Here is a 16,579-nt window from a genome sequence, read left to right on the forward strand (position 1 = left end):
AGGAACAGCGGTAGACGGCATGGACACGCTCGAGAGCCTGGTTCGGAGCTTCGTCGCTCGGCTTCCACCCTCCTTGCGCGAGGGGCTGCCCGCCACGGTGGAGCTCGAACGGTGCGTGGGGGAATGGCTCCGGGCCGCCCAGAGCACCTGGCCCACCCTCTCGCTCGACCCCGGGAACTTCCTCGCGCACGTCGCCCAATGCCTGTCGGAAGAGACCGACGCGCGAGCGCTGGACTCGCTGCGGGCGGCCGATCTCTACCTCGCCAGCGGATGCGCGATGGGGAACGCCCAGGCCGTCGCGCTGCTCGAGCAGCACCATGGGCGCGAAGTGGACGCCGCGTGGGCGCGGACGGGCGAGGGCAAGCTGTCCCGGGAGGATCTGCGCCAGCGCGTATGGCAGAAGTTGCTGGTGGCGCGGCCGGAGCAGCGGCCGGGAATCCACGAGTACGCGGGCCGCGGAGAGCTGCGGAACTGGATTCGCATGGTGGCCCTTCGAGAGATGCTCGACGCGGTCCGGGTCCGCCGCGCCGCGGGAGCTCCCGAGCGGCTGGAGGAGCTGGGAGAGGCCTGGGAGGCGGCCAGCCCGGAGGAGGATCCCGAGCTGGCCCACCTCAAGTCGCTCTACCGGTCGCACTTCAATGACGCCTTCCGCGAGGCCCTGAAGGCGCTTGGCCCCCGGGAGCGCAACCTGCTGCGCCAGACGTACGTCCACGGGCTCAGCGCGGCGGAGCTCGCCCAGCTCTACCGGGTGCACCGGGTCTCCGTCGCCCGCTGGCTCGCCGACGCCCGCCGCCAGGTGCTCGAAGGCACCCGGAGCGTGCTCTCCCAACGGTTGAAGCTGGAGGGCTCCCAGCTCGACAGCATCCTGCGGATGGCCCAGAGCGGAGTGGACCTGAGCCTCGAGCGGGTGCTGCGCACCCAGGGTGACTGAGCCCCGCTAGCCGGAGACCCGGCACTCCATCAGCCTGCAGGCCTCCTGGGGCGGCAGCTCGGTCGACGTCCCGTACATCTGGTGGCTCACGCAGGTGTCGTAGGCCTCCCGCAGGCTGGTCATCAGCGAGCTGCTCGTCTTCTCGATGTAGACGATGCCACTGCCGTCCGCGTAATGCTGGTGCTTGTACCTGCAGGTGAAGAGATTGGCGCCAGCGCAGCTGGACTCGGAGAAGACATTCGCGCAGCCCTGGAAGAGGCAGCGCTGCTCCGGGGGAACATTGGAGACCTCGCCATAACGCTCGCGAACCAGGCAGGCCTGATACGCGGACTCATGGGCCTGGACGGGATCGAGCCAGGTGAACTCGTTGTAGGAGACGCCGCTGCCGTCCGCGTAATGCACATGCTTGTAGGCGCAGCGATACAGGTTGGTGCAGCGCGGCAGGGGGACGCACCCGCAGCCGGACTCGTTCAGCATGTAGCCCTTGTCGCAAGCGCACTGGCCATTCACGCGTGAGGCATGAGCGGGACAACCGTCGTTCTCCGGATCGAGCACACAGCCGGAGCAGTCCTCTCCCGGGATGTAACCCGGATCACACACGCAGCGCCCCCCCTGCGGGCTGCTCCCCACGGGGCAGGTGGATTGGCACTGTCCGTCGACGCACGTGGAGCCGGACCCACAGCTGCCGCAGGAGCCACCGCAGCCATCGTCTCCACACACCTTGTCCTGGCAGCTCGGCGTGCATGCCGGAGCGCACTTTCCGCCCTCGAGCTCCTCGCAGGTGGAGGTGCGCATGCACTCCAGGTTGCGCTCGGAGTCGGGGAGCCCATTGCAGAAGTTGGTGCATGCCGCGACGTCCAGCGGCGGAATCCGACAGGTCTCCACTGCCTTCTCGCAGGCTTCGGCACAGGTGAACGGCTCCTGGACATCGACGGCGCACTTGCCGCCCTTGATCTCCTCGCAGGTGGAGGTGCGCATGCACTCCAGGTTGCGCTCGGAGTCGGGGAGCCCATTGCAGAAGTTGGTGCATGCCTTGACGTCCAGCGGCGGGATCCGACAGGTCTCCACGGCCTTCTCGCAGGCTTCGGCACAGGTGAACGATGAACCGGCATCCTGGCCGTCGGAAGGCGCTGGACGGCCGGAGTCCTCGGTGGGCGAACACGCGAACAGCAGCGCGAGGAGAAGAGTCCCGCCGGCGAGGCGCCGGTGGGGAGCGAAGCGCGCGGGGAGCCGCGGCGGGTTGTCGGTACGCATGGGTTCGTCACTCCAGGAAAAGGTTTCCCCGAGGAGGACGACAGCCGACCGGAGCTGTAACACACTTTTTCGCGACGCCCGGGCCCCCCAGTACCTCAACGCGGAGACGGTGGAGCTGCTCCTCCAGGAAGGCGGTGAGGCCATCGCCCTCCGCACGGACGTGACCGAAGGCCTCGAAGGTCGAGGCGCTCGTGCGCGGCACCGTCGAGCACTACGGCCGGCTGGACCTCGCCTTCAACAACGCGGGCACCACCAACGCACCGAAAGCCCTCCACGAATTCGACGAGGAGGAGTGGGACTCCGTCCTGGACACCAACCTCCGGGCCGTCTGGCCGTGCATGAAGTACGAGCCGCGGCAGATGCTCGCGCAGGGCGGCGGGGCCTTCGCTGGCCGCGCCTGAGTCCCTGGCGCTACCGAGCCCGGGTGGGCGGGGGTTGGGCGTCCACCATGTCGATGAAAGCCCTGAACGCGGGCGACGCCTGCTCGCGGCTGGGGAAGTAGAGGAAGAAGCCGGGCACCCAGGCCGCGTACTTCTCCAGGACGATTCGCAAGGTGCCGTGCTCGAGCTGGGAGAGGACGCCCGGCTCGGGCTCGTACGTGAGCCCCATGCCGGCCTCCGCCATGGCCACCCGGGCCCGGCGGTCGTTGCACACCAGCATCGGTACGACAGGAAGCCGCCACGAGCGTTTCCCGGACTCCAGGTTCCAGCGGGAGACCGCGCCCGTCGCTTCCTCGCGCATACCCAGGCAGGCGTGGAGGAGGAGGTCTTCCGGAGTCCTGGGCTCGCCGCGCCGGGCGAGGTACGCGGGCGCGCCCACCACCAGGAAGCGGAAGCGCTCTCCCAGGCGCACCCGCGCCATGTCCTGGGGAATGGCGTCCCTCCGCACTCCCCCGTCGAAACCCTCGCGCACGATGTCCACGCGCCGGTTGTCCACCTGGATGTCCAGCGACACCTTCGGGTACGCCTCGAGGAAGCGGGACACGACGGGTGCGAGGGCCTGCTCCATCGCCAGCGAGGGCACCGCCAGCCGCACCGTGCCCGCCACCTCATCGCCTCGCGCTTCCAGCGCGCGCAAACCGTCGAGTGCATGCTCCAGGGCCGCCCCGCTCCGCTCCAGCAGCCGCTGCCCCGCCTCGGTGGGAGCGACACTGCGGGTGGTGCGGTACAGCAGCGTCACGCCCAGCCGGGACTCCAGGCTCCGGACCGACTGGCTCACCGCCGCCACGGAGACACCCAGCTCCCGGGCCGCCGCCGAGAAGCCACGCCGCCGCGCCACCATGACGAAGGAATGCAGCCCGTTCAGCGGGGTGAAGGACATGGTCCGGTTCTCCTTCGGGGCCCCTGGCGTTCGCCGCACAGGGCGCCCCCGGGATGCCGCGCCTCAGCTCTTGGAATGCGGCGTGTTGAGCAACTGCTGCTCCCACGTGAAGCTGGTGCCGACGTTGCCCATGTGGTCCACCAGCAGCTTCGCCAGGCCGGGCACGGTGGACTCGCGCGCCCAGTCCCGCTGGAGCTCCGAGGTGAAGACCGTCCAGGTGATGGGCACCGCGCCGGCCTGGACCATGCGCTGGATGGCCACCTCGTGCGCCTCGAGGGAAACGCCGCCCGAGGCGTCGGTGACGATGTAGACCTCGTAGCCATCGCCGAGCGCGTGGATGGCCGGCATCGCCAGGCAGATCTCCGTCCACAGCGCGGCCATGACAATCTTCTTGCGGCCCGTCTTCTTCACCCAGTCGATGACGCGGGGGTCCTCCCAGGTGTTGATGAAGGTGCGGTTGATGGGCTTCTGCTCCGGGAAGACGTCCTGGAGCTGCTTGAGGAGGAGCCCGCCGCGCTCCTCGACCACCGTGGTCAGCAGCGTCGGCACGTTGAACAGCTTCGCGCCACGGGCCAGGCCCACGACGTTGTTGATGACGGTCTGGGAATCGTGGCTGCGCAGGCCGGCGAACTGGAAGGGCTGATGATCGATGAGGATCAGCGCGCAGTTGTCGGGCGAGAGCAGGGCGTCGATACCGGCCTTCGGGTTACGGGGGGCGTTCATGGTGACTCTCCAGTGACAGCGGGGTTTGGTCATCGCGGAGGCCGCGGCCCGCGCCAACGGGCGGACCTGCGGCTCTGCGTTTCGGCGTCAGCACCGCGCCGGGTTGCTGATGGAGAGAACAATGCCGACGGGCCGCTCACCGCAGTAGCGGGCAGTCCGCTGAATCACTTTAAAGATGATCTTCAAAGCGAACCGGGTGGCCTTTAAGGTCCCACTCCATGGAGACGCTCGTCACCCTGGAATCGTTCATCCGCAGCGCCCAATCCTCCAGCTTTTCCGCCGCGGCACGCACGCTGGGGCTGACGCCCGCGGCCGTCAGCCAGAACGTCGCCCGGCTGGAGACGAACCTGGGCGTGCGCCTGTTCCAGCGCAGCACGCGGGGGCTGACCCTGACGGAGTCGGGAGAGCGCCTGCTGCGCGAGGCCAGCAGCGGGCTGGAAGTGCTCCAGACGGCCATCGCCAACGTGGCGATGACGGCGGGACAACCCGCGGGGACGCTGAAGGTGAGCATGTCTCCCGCCTTCGGACAGAACTTCGTGCTGCCCCTGATAGGAGACTTCCTCACGCGCCATCCCGGCGTCGTCCCGGACTGGCACTTCGACAACCGGCCGGTGGACATCATCAACGAGGGCTTCGACGCGGCGATTGGTGGTGGCTTCGATCTACCCACGGGGCTGGCCGCTCGGGAGCTGGCCCGGGCGCACATCATCGCGGTGGCCGCGCCCTCCTATGTGGCGAAGATCAAGCCGCCCCGGAAGCCCGCGGACCTCAAGGACTTCGAAGGCATCCTGATGCGCTCACCGCAGACCGGACGCATCCGCTCCTGGCCGTTGCGCAACCGCGCGGGCGAGCAGGTCGCCGTCGAGATGCGCCCGCGCATGCTCCTCAATGACCCGGAGGCGTGCACCCACTGCGCGGTGATGGGGCTGGGCATCACCTTCACCGCGACGCTGAACGCGCTGCCGCACCTGCAGGCGGGGAGGCTGGTGCGGCTGCTGCCGGACTGGCACGCCGACATCGGCCCGATTTCGCTCTACTACGCAGGGCACAAGCAGCTGCCGGCGAAGACGCGCGTGTTCGTGGACTTCATCCTCGACTCGTTCAAACGCCAGGGCCTGGCCCGGCAGCTCTCCGCGTGCTGAGGGGGCTCACGGGGCACACCTGACGGCCCCCGGAGCGGGGACGGGCCCCTGTGGAGCCGTTGGCGCTGTCAGGGCCGCCTGCTCTCCAGCCGGGCCGGCGGCCATGAAGGCGCAGGTGTGCGCTCCTGGTCGGAGCCCTCCCCGGGCGCGGCTTGACCGGGGCGTTTTTGAAACTTATTATCATTCTCATTTGAATGAGCGCCGCTTGTCGCGGTCAGTCGTGAGTCGAGCCTCGTATGATCGTGTGCCTGTGCCATGTCGTGTCGGATCGGACCATTCGAGCCCGGATTTCCGAGGGAGTGCGGACCGTGGATGACCTGGGACGCGCGTGTGGAGCTGGAACCGGGTGTGGCGGGTGTAAGGGCCAGCTGGCGCAGCTGCTCAAGGAGACCCGGCAGGAGGCCTGTGCCAGGTCCGCTGCTCGTGAGGATTGTTCGGGCATCCCCCTCCCGTTAGTGTCCGCGGTTCTATGAAAGGCCACCCCCAGGTCATCGACCTCCTCAACGACATCCTCACCACCGAGCTGACGGCGATCAACGAGTACTTCCTGCACGCGCGCATCGCGAGCAACTGGGGGTACGAGCGGCTCGGAAAGAAGATCTACGAAGAGTCGATTGGCGAGATGAAGCACGCCGACCGGCTCGTCCAACGCATCCTGTTCCTCGATGGCCTGCCCAACCTGCAGCGCCTGGGCAAGGTGAACGTGGGCGAGAACATCCCGGAGATGCTCCGCCTGGATCTGGACCTGGAGCTCGGCTCGCAGAAGCGCCTCAACGAGGGCATCGAGATGTGCCGCTCGTTGGCTGACAACGGCAGCCGCGAGCTGCTGGAGACGATCCTCGAGGATACCGAGGAGCACATCGACTGGCTCGAGGCCCAGCTCGAGCTGATGAAGCAGGTAGGCGAGACGAACTACCTCGCCCAGCAGATCAAGAAGGAGAGCTGATCGGGCCGGTTCGGGGCGTCGGCGAGGACAGCCGCGTCTCGAAGCCCCCCCCGGAAGCAGGAGCGCGTGCGAGCGCCCCGCGCGCATCCGCCCTCCTTTCATGCACGGCGATGAAGGACAGGCCACGAGCCCGGGAGAGGGCGCGCAGGACGGTCTCTCCCCGGGGACCCGAGACGCGCTCCAGATAGGCCAACGCGCGCCGTTGGAGCACGGGCAACTGCGGGTCCTCATCGAACTCGCCTCACGGACATGCGAAGGGCAGCCGCCCCTCGTGATGAGTGGAGGCGGCGGGAATCGAGTGGGGGGGGGCAGCGCCGAAGGAACAAGAGGGAGCACAAGGGCCTTGAGCTGGCCCCTGGGGCCACGCTTAGCCTGCATTCAGGAGAGATTCGGTATGCGCGACCTGATTCGCAGTGGGCGTTTCGCCCAGATAGCCCGCCTGACCCGCAAGGCGCTGCGGGTGTACGCCGAGCAGGGGCTGCTCCGTCCGGTGCATACCGATCCCCTCTCGGGCTACCACTACTACAGCTTCAGCCAACTGGAAGACGCCCGCAGAATCACCCGGCTGAGGGACTTCAACATGTCTCTGGAGGACATCCGGGAAGCCCTGAGGGCATGGCATGCACCCGAGCTCTCCAGCCTGCTCCAGCAGCAGCAGCGAAAGCTGCAGGCCCAGCAGGAGGACATCCAGCGGGTCCTGAGCGACCTGCGGGCCTTCATACAGACCGAGCGGTCCCTGTATCAGGTGGACACCAAAAAAGTACTGCCCCAGCGCTGCATCACCCGGCGTGCCCGCTGCGTCCCCGAGCATTCCTGTGCCTTCATTGATGCCACACAGCCAGCGCTGCTCACGGCTCTCAGAGAGGCGGGAGCCCACCCGGCCGGGTCAGGAATCGTGCGGTACTTCGAGAGCGAGGGGGAGGACACCTGGGATGTGGAGGTCTGCCAGCCCTTTACGATCGATGGACCCCTGCTGCTTCCAGAAGGGTTCGATGTGCTGACCCTCCCGGGAGGAACGGCGGCCTACACGGTGCATGGGGGGGAGTGCGGCGGGGATTTCGGGCTGCAGGGAGCCTATGAAGCGGTCTGGAACTGGATCCGGGAACACGGCCACGAAACCCAGGGCCCCCCCTATGAGGTGTACCTGTTCGAACAGAGCAACACCGACGACACCGCCGATTACCGCACCGAGGTGGCCTGGCTGATCCGCTGAGCCAGGAAACACCACTCCCGCACAACAACAGAAAACCCACGCAAGAGGTTTCGCCAGAAGCGAGGCCAAGGAGGAGTCATGTCTAAACGCAAGCTGGGAAACACAGGCATTCAGGTCAGCGCCCTCGGACTGGGCGGATGGACCATCGGAGGCCCCTTCCGGGGCGGCACCGACGAATGGGGTTACGGACCGGTGGACGACCGGGAATCCATCCAGGCGATCCAGAGGGCGGTCGACCTGGGCGTGACCTTCTTCGACACCGCTGCCAATTATGGGGCTGGACACAGTGAGAGGATTCTAGGAAAGGCCCTCGGCAGTCACAGGTCCAGCGTGGTGATCGCCACGAAGTTCGGCTACCGGGTGCTGGACGACCAGAAGCTGGTAGACGGTCCGGAGGTCCATCAGGAAGCCATCCGCCGCTCCTGCGAGGCCAGCCTGCGCAGGTTGGGTACGGAATACATCGACCTGTTCCAGTTCCATGTGGGCGACCATCCCGCGGATCAGGTGGATGAGGTGCTGGACACCCTGGAATCCCTGGTGGCGGAGGGCCACATCCGCGCCTATGGATGGAGCACCGATGATCCGGTGCGGGCCAGGGCTTTCACCGCCGGAAAGCACTGTGCGGCCATCCAGCACCAGCTCAACATCTTCGAGGACAATCCTGAAATGCTCAGGCTCTGCGAGGAGATGGGCATGGCCAGCATCAACCGGGGTCCTCTGGCAATGGGCCTGCTGACCGGAAAATACGCCAGGGGTGCACGCTTCGACTCCACCGACATTCGCGGTGCCAACGTACCATGGATGAAGTACTTCCAGAACGGTCAGCCCAATCCTGAATGGCTTGCCCGCCTGGAGCAGGTGAAGGACATCCTCACCTCCCAGGGCCGGACCCCTGCCCAGGGCGCACTGGCCTGGCTGTGGGCACACAGCCCGGTGACCCTGCCGATTCCGGGATTCCGCACGGTGGCGCAGGCGGAGGAAAATGCCCGCGCTCTGGAATTCGGACCACTGACCCCGCGGCAGATGCAGGAGATCGACCGGATCCTCGGACGAGAGGATTTCAGGGCTCCCTCGAGCGGGAGCGGAGTTGAATCCGCAAGAGGCGGGTCCGCCGCCTGAGGCGGCAAGCGTGGGGCGCTCGTACAGTAATTACAAGCGGGACGGGACGAGTTCGGCCGCGTGCTGTTGTTCCAGTCGGGCATGACCACGCCGAAGAACGCGGTCTTCCCGCCCACGGTGACGGATATCCACACCGTGGTGGGGTGCGGAGGACCCGAGGACACACGTGTTCGCCTGTCCGCTGTGTGGAGGCAGGCGAAAGGTGTTGGCGTATGTGACGGCCTCCGCTGGGGTGCGCGCGGCCTTGCTGACCCCGGCACAGGCCCTTCTCGGCCCTCCCCTCCAGCCCTCTCCCTCCACATGGCTTCTCTCCCGCCTATGCACAGTGGCAGCACCTCGGTGGAATATTTACTCCAGGTAGGAGTTCTGCGGCCCGTCATCGGTGAGGCCGCCATGAGATGACGGAGGAGTGATGAGAGCGCTACTCGCGGCGAAGCATCCTGGCTCACCGCGAGCAGGCCGGGGCTGAGCTGGAACGTGCGCGAGGTCGCCGACTGCGCGCTGACGGCCGCGAAGTCCGGCGCCTGGAGGAGCAGCGCACACCACGATTGGACCAGGCCGGGCTTCTATACGCCACCGTGCACCCGGTGCCCGTGGAGGGAGAGGTGAACTACACCGAGGGCACTCGCGCCCTGGTGGTCCAGTCCTCCGAGGCGGACTCCACCAGGCGGCTGTGGTTCATGGACGTCGCCACCCTACATCCAGGGCGCTCTGGTGGACCTGAGCACCGGACGGCTCCTTGGGAAGGTCGAGGACAACATCGACGAGAGCGACCCGCCATCTACCAAAAGCAAATTGCCTGTCATTTTGCGTACACCGTCATGACGAGATGAGCGTAGAATTCTGAGGCGCGGCTGTATTGCTTGCCATGGCATGCGTTGCGAGTTGCGCCGTCCACGCGAGCCGTGTTAGCCACGACGCGACGAGCGCGCCCCACATCGATTCGTCATTCATATTCAAGGAGTTCGATCATGAAGGTTGTATATCAATTTCTCATCTCGCTGTTGTTCTCGGTCGGTGTTACTGGCTGCCTCTCGCCAGAGGAGCCGAGCGGTCAGACAGACGCCGCACTCTCGGAGACCGCGGCGGCTGTGACCGACGGCGCCAGCGTGGAGCTCGCAGTGCTGCCGCCGCATGATGTCTACGCGGTGAACGCTGGCGGTGACGCGGTGGGTGGCTTCACCGCAGATGACTACTTCACGCAAGGCGACGTGTTCTCGAACGTCTCACAGCCCGTGAACACCACGGGTGTGTGGCTCGCGGGGCCGCCCGAGATCTACTCGGATGCGCGCCAGGGTAGTGAGTTTGGCTACTCGTTCACGGGGCTGAATCCGCGGGGCGTTTACGCCGTGGTTCTCCACTTCGCGGAGCTGTACTTCTCGACGCCGGGTCAGCGCCGGTTCAATGTGTCCCTCAATGGTACGGTGTATACCGACATCGATGTCGTTTCTCTCGCGGGCGGCCCGTTCAGGGCAACGACTCTGCTGTACTCCGTGAGTGCGGACGCCAACGGCACCATCAACGTGGACTTTTCGCGCGGATCGAAGGATCAGCCGATGGTGAACGGCATCGAGGTGCGCGTCCGCGAGTGAGAACGCCGCGCTGCGGGATGGCATCTCCCAGGCGTTCAGCCATCTGGCGCTCGTGAATAGTGCCTGCGGCCTCGAAGAGGAGCACAAATTCACGATGTAGACGTAGGTGTGAAGACCTGGCTGAACGCGAACTCTCCGGCACGCCCCACTCTCCTGGTGTCCAGGCTGTCTCATCTGGAGGGTAGTGGAATGAGCGCTCGTCGCATCGGAGTGCGAGCTTGCGTCACCGGAATCCTGATGGTGCTCGGTGCGTGCACGGAGCCCCAGAAGGAGCCGGATACTGCGGCAAGGTCGGATGTCGCTCAGGGGTCGAGCAGGGCCCGGCCGAGCACCTCGTCCACCCACCCGTAGTCCGGCGACGCAAGCGACAGAGCCACACGATCACGGGCTGTCGGCCATCAGGAACTTCTTTGGCGTTGTCGAGAACGTTCGACGGAACATGGCGATGAAGGCGCTGACGCTCTCGTAGCCCAGATCCAGGGCAATGGAGGTGACGGCCTCTCCCGCCACCAGGCGCTCGAGTGCCACGAGGAGCCGGGCGCGCGTTCGCCATTCGGCCACGGTCATTCCCGTTTCGGCGAAGAATCGCCTCGTCAGCGTTCGCTTCGTCATGTTCCCGAAGCGGGCCCAGTCGTCCAGGGTCCGGCGGTCCGCCGGATTGCTCGCGATGGCGTGAGCGATCTTCGCGAGTCCCGGGCTGCGAGGCATCGGCAGGTGGAGCGGTTCCTCGATGGCCTCGGAGAGCTCGTCGAGAATCACACGGGCGATCCGTGCCTGCCGTGCATCGAGCGGAGCGCTTTTCGGAGACCAGGTCGCCGCGCGGCAGATCGCCTCACGCAGAAGGCCCGAGATGGCGACGACGCGAGGCGTGTCGGGGAGCGAGCCGCACGCGCGAGGTGTCACGTACACGGCCCATCCGTCGATGACTCCATGGAATCGGACGGCATGACGGCAGTCCGGTGGAATCCATACCGCCCGGCCCGGTGGCATCACCCACCGGCCCGCGTTCGTGCGCACCGTCATCAAACCGGAGAGGGTGGCGAAGAGCTGGGCGCGTGCGTGCCGATGCCATTGCGTCTCGCGGTCCGGCTCGCTCTTGCGGCGTGCGGCGATGATCTCGGGTCCCTCGGACTGATTGGCGAGCTCCCTGGGTATGAGCGGTGTGTTCATGGCCCATTCTCGATGCGGATTGTCCCGGAGCCGTCAGCCGGGCCAATCCGCGGGAGATAGCATGCCCGCGTCTACAACCCATCCAGGAGCAGACGATGCGCCCACAGGACATCCTACCCGACGACGTGAACGAAGTCCGGCTTGGTGGAATTCTCGCGCGGAAGGGCTCGGTGGCCGCGTTCATGGCCAACGCTCGCGTGCTGAGTGATCCGGCTGCCTCGGAAGAGGCGCGCACGGAAGCGGAGCGGCACATCGTCGAACTCTTGCCCGCGCTCCGGGCCCTTGGCGTGTTCGACGTCTTCGAAATCCGCAACGAGACCGTACGCGCGTTCGTCGCCAAGCACGAGCGGGGAGCGCCGGCCCGGTGAAGAAGCGCGCCGGGCCGGCCAGGAGCCGCCGCAGCTTCGTGAACTCGCTGGCGACGCTGGGCCCGCTTCGACGGCACCCGCGTCGAGCTGTGAAGGAACTCACACGGGGTGGGCCTCGTGGGAGGCTCAGTGCGATGACGGTGCAATCACCGGCTTGCGCCCACGGGGCAGACTGACGCGGGCCGGGCCCATTGAGGATGAGGCCAGGCAACAATGGGTCTCCGCGCCCGTGGCTGCCAAGCTGCGTCATCTCCTCTATACTCCGTCAAAGTCGAACATCCTCTTCTGCTACTCTGCCCGGTCCACTCGCGGATTCCTCTGCGTCATCGGCGCCTTCCTGGCCGCTGCCTCGAGCTCCACGCTCGACTCCTCCGCTCCTGCGTGGGGGAGCAATGGCCGGAGATTCGCGCCCGGAGCGCGGTGCAACGAGAGGAGGTGTCTCGAGACTTTCGCGGTCATCCGTGGCTCCACGAAGTGGGGTGGGAAGGCCAGCGGACGATGAGCAAGTCATGCGCCAACCCGCCGCGGCCGCTCCCCTTCCTCGGAGGCACTGTCCACGGAGGCGGGGCCCGCGTCCCGCGCGGACGCGGATGCGGACGCGGAAGCAGCGGGCACGCACTCGCGGGCGTAGACGTACTCGCGCAGTGCCGCGCGCCGCAGCAGGGCCATGCTCTCGAAGCCAGCGGAGCGCGCGTGCCGGGCGAGCTCCGAGGGGACGGGAGTGCGCAGGTGCTCCTCGAAGTACCAGCGCCACAGCGCTTCCTCGGTGAGTCCGGCCTCGGTCAGCCCCGGCTCCTCCAGGCCTCGTGCCACCAGCACCCGCTGCTTGTCCTCCGCGCGCGCCAGCAGTGGGCCCAGCTCCCCCGTCGCGCGCAGGTGGTCCGCGAGGCACCGCGCCACGTCCGAGGCGAACATCGTCCGCACCCACCGCACCCGGGCCTCGTCCTGGAAGAAGGGCTCGGGCGCCGCCACCCGCTGCGTCTCGAGCCAGTGCTGGAGCTCGGCCACCTCGAGGAGGCCCCGTTCACGCCGGAAGTCCTCGGCCGTCTGCCGCAGCACCTCCGGCGGGACGGCACGCCCCATCCTCCGGGTCAGCTCCAGCGCCAGCGCACGGCCCAGCGCTCCCTCCTGCGCGGGCGTGAGGCGCCCCGAGAGCCGCAGCTCGTCCAACAGGGACTCCATCGAGCCCGGGTCCGCCGTCCCGCTCCCTCCGAGCGGCTGCCGCTCCGTGCGATTCTCCAACGCCACCCAGGCATCCGTCCGCTCGAAGGTGTACCGCACGCGCGGGGGCTCCGGCGGAGCCTCCAGGTGCGCCCGCATCGCCCGCAGCAGCGCGAGCGCGTCCCGCTTCTTCTGCTCCACCCTCCCCCGCGGCAGCCAGGCTCGCAGCGCGTCCAGCTCCTCCCGCGAGCCCCCCGCCCCGGCCGCCCGCGCGAGCAGGCCCGGCCAGACGCGGTCCGGATAGAACAGCCCCTTGGCCATCCGCTCCAGCATCTCGCGCAGCGGGGGTCCGATGAGCCCCTGTGCCTCGGCGGCCCTCAGCGTGGCGCGGATGTTGACCATCGCCTCGGAGAGCGGACGGAAGCCGTCCTCGGCCGGCGCGTGCACCACCGCCACCTCGTCATCGTCCTCCAGCTCGCCCCGGTGGAAGGCCTCGAAGATATTGCCCACACCCACCATGCCGAACGCCGCCAGCTCCGCGGCCCGCAGCGCGCCCATGCTGGAGGCGCCGAAGACGGGGATGCCCTGGGACATGGCCCAGAGGATCTCCTTGTGCCAGATGGAGGGCATGCGCTCGAAGTACCCGTCGATGATGCCGATGGCCCGGGGCTTCTCCAGCGCGGCGCGGTACACGTCTCCCTGAGCGGCGGGCGGGAGATAGACGGCGTCCAGCTCGGCGCGGGCCTCCTCCGCCGGAAGCGTGGGCCCAGTGAAGACATACACACTCATGCGCCACACTCCCTCATCCGCCGGACGCGCGGGCCCGGAATGTACCCCGGCGTGTCATCGAGCGGCTCCAGCCCGGGGATGACCACCCGGGAGACCGCGACGCGGAACTCGGGCCGGGAGAGGTCCACCGCCACCACCTGCGTCAGCCCCGCGGCCACGAGCCGCTTCAACTCCCAATCCACATCCTCCTCGAACGTCTCCGCGCGATGGGTGGGAGCCTCGTGGAAGTGGCGCGTGGGCCGCTCCCCCCGCGTCCGCTCGCGCCAGTGGCGAAGGGCGTCCGAGTCCCTCCCGCTCGCATAGGCCCCGTGCAGCACGTCGTCCCGCGAGCCGGCGATGAAGGTGAGGCGGCTCTGGGCGGCCTCCGTCAGCGCCCGCATCAGCGCCACCTCGCGCGCCGGGTGGCAGCCCATGCCGGTCATGGGGGGAATGGGGCGCGCCGGGTCAGGCTCACGCTCGTCGATGGTGCAGATGAAGCTGGCGAGACCAATGTCCGAGGTCGATTCCCAGACAGCCACCTCGACACCCGCGCGCGCGTACCGCTCCAGCAGCTCCCGGCAGCCCGCGTCGTCCACCGTGCCCAGCTCCAACCGGGTGCGCGCCCGCGCCACCTCGTCCCGACGACGCCACAGGGTGGCGGCGTCGTGCTCCACCAGCTCACACAGCCCGTGGCTCACCGCCTCCAGCGGGTGGTTGCCGGAGGCCAGCCCTCGAGAGCTCATGAGGAACGAGCCGCTGCCCGGGGGCAGCGGGACGGTGTAGTTCATGTGCACCAGCTCGAATGGCAGCCACAGCCGCCCTCCGCCCACCAGGTCGAAGCCCTCGCACCACAGCATCTGCAGCGCGTCGTGGAAGCCACTCACCGACAGCCGGGGAAGCCCGTCCAGGTCGATGAGCGGCCGGGAGCCCCTCAGCTCGCGGAGGCCGCCGAGCAGCAGCGGCGCCGCGACGCGCTCGGCGTGGAAGAGCTCCACCGACTCCATGATGCCGGAGGCCTTCGCGGCGGCCAGGTCCAGCCCCTTCCCCTGGGAGACGGAGAGGGAGCGCGAGTTGGGCCGGCACACCATCACCACCGGGATGCCGAGCGTGTCCAGCCCGGTGACGTTGGCGATGCGGGTGATGCCCATGGCTGGCAGCAGCGGGCGCAGACGCTCCAGCGTCTCCTCGGGCGGGATGATCCGGTGCGTCCCGGCATGGAACCGTTTGACGGCCGCTGCCCGTGGAGCGCGGGTGGCTGGATTCATGAACATACTCCTCCGGCAGCTCGCGGCTACCGCGGCAGCAGGGTCAGGATTGATCCAAAGTCCGTAGGAGAGGTTTTGAAGAGGCGGAGAGCAAGTCCAGACATTCACAGGCAAAGAGGGAGCATCCCTCCGGACGGCGCCTGAAAGAGGGGCGCCGTGGAAGGACAGGAGTGAAGGTACACAGGCCGAACAGCCAGGGGAGAAGAGGCGCGGGAAGGCCGGAGCGGGAGCAGCTGGCGGGCGCTCAGGCAAGTGTGGCCAGACTCTCGGGCAGCACGGCCAGACCCAACAGGCCCTGGTAGAGCACCTCCATGGTGCGTGCGAAGCTTTGGGGCCGTTTGTCGCGAGTCGGCAGGTGCGTGCGCACCAGGGCCAGCAGGTTGTAGGCCAGCAAACGCAGCCAGCTGAGTACCAGGGGTGCATTGCCTCGCAGGCTGGGCGAGGCGCTGTCCTCCTCCAGCACCACGTCCGCTGTCCAGTTGGGCCCGTTCTCAATCCCCCAGTGCCGGCGTACCAACGTCAGCATCCGCTCCGGGGACAGTTGCCCTGTGGGAATGGAGGTGAGGAACAGCCGCGTCTCCACCTTCGGCAGCTCGCCGTCTCTGGTTCGCGTCTGCCTCACCCATACCCATTGCTGGGCGCCGGGAAAGTCCTCCTCTGGCGGCTTGTCCACCACCCTCAACTCCCTCTCCACCCACTCCCCGCTCGTCCGCTCGCGCGTGCGCACCTTCACTGGCGCCACCGCCAGCGCCACCCACGCCTTGTCATGTAGCCGGTGGAAGTTCTCCTTGAGCGCCATCAGGTAGTGCTTGCCCGCCTCCCTCACCACCCGCGCATTGGCCGCGCTCGTCATTCCCGCGTCCACTGTCACGTACTCGAAATGCCGCCCGAACTTCTCCACCACCCGTTTGAACAACTCCGGGAACGCCGTCGCCTCTCCCTGCTTGCCTTCCAGCAACTTCTGGTCGAGCACCGGCTGGGCCGCGCTGCTGGTGAGACTGGCGCGCAGCGCGTACGGGTACCAGTACTCCCGCCCCTGCTCATCCTTCGTCGTGTGGCTCGGCTCGCACGGCGGCTGCCCCGGCGTGCTCTCCCCTGCCTTCCCGTCAATGCTGACGACGCCCCGGGCGAAGAGCTCATGGCGTATCAGCCCCACTTCCAGGCCTCGGTGCACCATCTGGTGCACCTCCTGCTCCAACCCCTCTGGCTCCAACTTCCCCAGCAGCCTATCCAACGTCGTGTCGGACACCGGCCGCTTCAGCCCCTCGGGCGCCGTGCCTTCGCGCAGCATGTCCTCCCCCAGCGCCTCGGCATGCCTCAACACCCGCCGCCCCACCGCCAGCGCCTGCACCAGCAGCATCAACATCGCCGCCAGCGGGTGCCTCTGTCCCCGGCGGGCCCGGGGGTCCTTTACCTCCTTGAATGTCAGCCCCAGGCTCGCCATCATCCTCTGCACGCGGGAGGGGGTTTCCTGCTCGTCCTTCTTCCCCTTCCCGTTTCCCGCTTGGGGGGTGGAGGGCCCGCCAGTCCTCCCGCCCCGGTTTTTCTTCCCACTCATCCTTCTTCTCCCCGGACCTGTCCGGCCCGTCTCCGGCTCTGTGCTGGCG

The 16,579-nt window shown here is 67.6% G+C and carries 16 protein-coding genes; 9 read left to right on the plus strand and 7 right to left on the minus strand.

Translation table 11 applies throughout. The features are described from left to right. Positions 1–19: 19 nt before the first annotated feature. A complete protein-coding gene (locus tag JQX13_RS51320) occupies positions 20–931 on the plus strand; it encodes a sigma-70 family RNA polymerase sigma factor (RefSeq protein ID WP_203406651.1) in 912 nt (303 codons plus the stop codon). 6 nt (positions 932–937) lie between these two features. Here JQX13_RS51320 and JQX13_RS51325 read toward each other — a convergent pair whose 3' ends face one another. Then, a complete protein-coding gene (locus JQX13_RS51325; protein ID WP_203406652.1) occupies positions 938–2,185 on the minus strand; it encodes a hypothetical protein in 1,248 nt (415 codons plus the stop codon). 191 nt (positions 2,186–2,376) lie between these two features. On the opposite strand from JQX13_RS51325, the gene JQX13_RS51330 reads away from it, so the two are divergent. Further along, the gene (locus tag JQX13_RS51330) at positions 2,377–2,586 is read left to right on the plus strand and encodes an SDR family NAD(P)-dependent oxidoreductase (RefSeq protein WP_203406653.1); all 210 of its coding nucleotides are present in this window, start codon (positions 2,377–2,379) and stop codon (positions 2,584–2,586) included. Positions 2,587–2,596: 10 nt separating this feature from the next. On the opposite strand, the gene JQX13_RS51335 is transcribed toward JQX13_RS51330, so the two are convergent. Then, positions 2,597–3,505 carry a LysR substrate-binding domain-containing protein gene (locus JQX13_RS51335; protein ID WP_203406654.1) on the minus strand — a complete coding sequence of 303 codons (909 nt, stop codon included), beginning with the start codon at positions 3,503–3,505 and terminating at the stop codon, positions 2,597–2,599. A gap of 63 nt (positions 3,506–3,568) precedes the next feature. Continuing rightward, positions 3,569–4,228: a hydrolase gene (locus JQX13_RS51340; RefSeq protein ID WP_203406655.1), complete on the minus strand. Its 660-nt coding sequence runs from the start codon at positions 4,226–4,228 to the stop codon at positions 3,569–3,571. 218 nt (positions 4,229–4,446) lie between these two features. On the opposite strand from JQX13_RS51340, the gene JQX13_RS51345 reads away from it, so the two are divergent. The 6 genes from JQX13_RS51345 (at position 4,447) to JQX13_RS51370 (ending at position 10,240) form a co-directional block, all read left to right on the plus strand. Further along, positions 4,447–5,370, plus strand: coding sequence for a LysR family transcriptional regulator (locus JQX13_RS51345; protein ID WP_203406656.1), 924 nt, complete (start codon positions 4,447–4,449; stop codon positions 5,368–5,370). 236 nt (positions 5,371–5,606) lie between these two features. After that, on the plus strand, positions 5,607–5,843 hold the full coding sequence (locus tag JQX13_RS56720) for a (2Fe-2S)-binding protein (RefSeq protein WP_203406657.1): 237 nt from the start codon (positions 5,607–5,609) through the stop codon (positions 5,841–5,843). Further along, positions 5,840–6,316, plus strand: a complete 477-nt coding sequence (bfr, locus tag JQX13_RS51355; RefSeq protein WP_203406658.1) for a bacterioferritin — start codon at positions 5,840–5,842, stop codon at positions 6,314–6,316. The genes JQX13_RS56720 and bfr overlap by 4 nt, the downstream gene beginning before the upstream one ends. A 394-nt stretch (positions 6,317–6,710) precedes the next feature. After that, a complete protein-coding gene (locus JQX13_RS51360; RefSeq protein WP_203406659.1) occupies positions 6,711–7,529 on the plus strand; it encodes a MerR family transcriptional regulator in 819 nt (272 codons plus the stop codon). A gap of 78 nt (positions 7,530–7,607) precedes the next feature. Beyond that, positions 7,608–8,648, plus strand: a complete 1,041-nt coding sequence (locus JQX13_RS51365) for an aldo/keto reductase (RefSeq protein WP_203406660.1) — start codon at positions 7,608–7,610, stop codon at positions 8,646–8,648. A 971-nt stretch (positions 8,649–9,619) separates the two neighbouring features. Further along, positions 9,620–10,240, plus strand: coding sequence for a malectin domain-containing carbohydrate-binding protein (locus JQX13_RS51370; RefSeq protein ID WP_203406661.1), 621 nt, complete (start codon positions 9,620–9,622; stop codon positions 10,238–10,240). Positions 10,241–10,621: 381 nt separating this feature from the next. Here JQX13_RS51370 and JQX13_RS51375 read toward each other — a convergent pair whose 3' ends face one another. Then, the gene (locus JQX13_RS51375) at positions 10,622–11,410 is read right to left on the minus strand and encodes an AraC family transcriptional regulator (protein WP_203406662.1); all 789 of its coding nucleotides are present in this window, start codon (positions 11,408–11,410) and stop codon (positions 10,622–10,624) included. Positions 11,411–11,505: 95 nt separating this feature from the next. On the opposite strand from JQX13_RS51375, the gene JQX13_RS51380 reads away from it, so the two are divergent. After that, entirely contained in the window at positions 11,506–11,778 is a 273-nt protein-coding gene (locus JQX13_RS51380) for a hypothetical protein (RefSeq protein WP_203406663.1), read from the plus strand. Between the two features lie 507 nt (positions 11,779–12,285). On the opposite strand, the gene JQX13_RS51385 is transcribed toward JQX13_RS51380, so the two are convergent. From JQX13_RS51385 to JQX13_RS51395, 3 genes are all read right to left on the minus strand, one after another. After that, entirely contained in the window at positions 12,286–13,728 is a 1,443-nt protein-coding gene (locus JQX13_RS51385) for a TfuA-like protein (protein ID WP_203406664.1), read from the minus strand. Beyond that, the gene (locus JQX13_RS51390) at positions 13,725–14,972 is read right to left on the minus strand and encodes a YcaO-like family protein (RefSeq protein ID WP_203406665.1); all 1,248 of its coding nucleotides are present in this window, start codon (positions 14,970–14,972) and stop codon (positions 13,725–13,727) included. Before JQX13_RS51390 ends, JQX13_RS51385 begins: the two co-directional genes overlap by 4 nt. Before the next feature lie 244 nt (positions 14,973–15,216). Further along, positions 15,217–16,530, minus strand: a complete 1,314-nt coding sequence (locus tag JQX13_RS51395) for an ISAs1 family transposase (protein ID WP_203405779.1) — start codon at positions 16,528–16,530, stop codon at positions 15,217–15,219. Between the last annotated feature and the right edge of the window lie 49 nt (positions 16,531–16,579).

The organism is Archangium violaceum (assembly GCF_016859125.1).
Lineage (GTDB): Bacteria > Myxococcota > Myxococcia > Myxococcales > Myxococcaceae > Archangium > Archangium violaceum_A.

Excerpts from the sequence above, each read along its gene's own strand:
- JQX13_RS51320 (WP_203406651.1), top strand. The coding sequence starts at position 20 with ATGGACACGCTCGAGAGCCTGGTTCGGAGCTTCGTCGCTCGGCTTCCA.
- JQX13_RS51325 (WP_203406652.1), bottom strand. The coding sequence starts at position 2,185 with ATGCGTACCGACAACCCGCCGCGGCTCCCCGCGCGCTTCGCTCCCCAC.
- JQX13_RS51335 (WP_203406654.1), bottom strand. The coding sequence starts at position 3,505 with ATGTCCTTCACCCCGCTGAACGGGCTGCATTCCTTCGTCATGGTGGCG.
- JQX13_RS51340 (WP_203406655.1), bottom strand. The coding sequence starts at position 4,228 with ATGAACGCCCCCCGTAACCCGAAGGCCGGTATCGACGCCCTGCTCTCG.
- JQX13_RS51345 (WP_203406656.1), top strand. The coding sequence starts at position 4,447 with ATGGAGACGCTCGTCACCCTGGAATCGTTCATCCGCAGCGCCCAATCC.
- JQX13_RS56720 (WP_203406657.1), top strand. The coding sequence starts at position 5,607 with ATGATCGTGTGCCTGTGCCATGTCGTGTCGGATCGGACCATTCGAGCC.
- bfr (WP_203406658.1), top strand. The coding sequence starts at position 5,840 with ATGAAAGGCCACCCCCAGGTCATCGACCTCCTCAACGACATCCTCACC.
- JQX13_RS51360 (WP_203406659.1), top strand. The coding sequence starts at position 6,711 with ATGCGCGACCTGATTCGCAGTGGGCGTTTCGCCCAGATAGCCCGCCTG.
- JQX13_RS51365 (WP_203406660.1), top strand. The coding sequence starts at position 7,608 with ATGTCTAAACGCAAGCTGGGAAACACAGGCATTCAGGTCAGCGCCCTC.
- JQX13_RS51370 (WP_203406661.1), top strand. The coding sequence starts at position 9,620 with ATGAAGGTTGTATATCAATTTCTCATCTCGCTGTTGTTCTCGGTCGGT.
- JQX13_RS51375 (WP_203406662.1), bottom strand. The coding sequence starts at position 11,410 with ATGAACACACCGCTCATACCCAGGGAGCTCGCCAATCAGTCCGAGGGA.
- JQX13_RS51380 (WP_203406663.1), top strand. The coding sequence starts at position 11,506 with ATGCGCCCACAGGACATCCTACCCGACGACGTGAACGAAGTCCGGCTT.
- JQX13_RS51385 (WP_203406664.1), bottom strand. The coding sequence starts at position 13,728 with ATGAGTGTGTATGTCTTCACTGGGCCCACGCTTCCGGCGGAGGAGGCC.
- JQX13_RS51390 (WP_203406665.1), bottom strand. The coding sequence starts at position 14,972 with ATGAATCCAGCCACCCGCGCTCCACGGGCAGCGGCCGTCAAACGGTTC.
- JQX13_RS51395 (WP_203405779.1), bottom strand. The coding sequence starts at position 16,530 with ATGAGTGGGAAGAAAAACCGGGGCGGGAGGACTGGCGGGCCCTCCACC.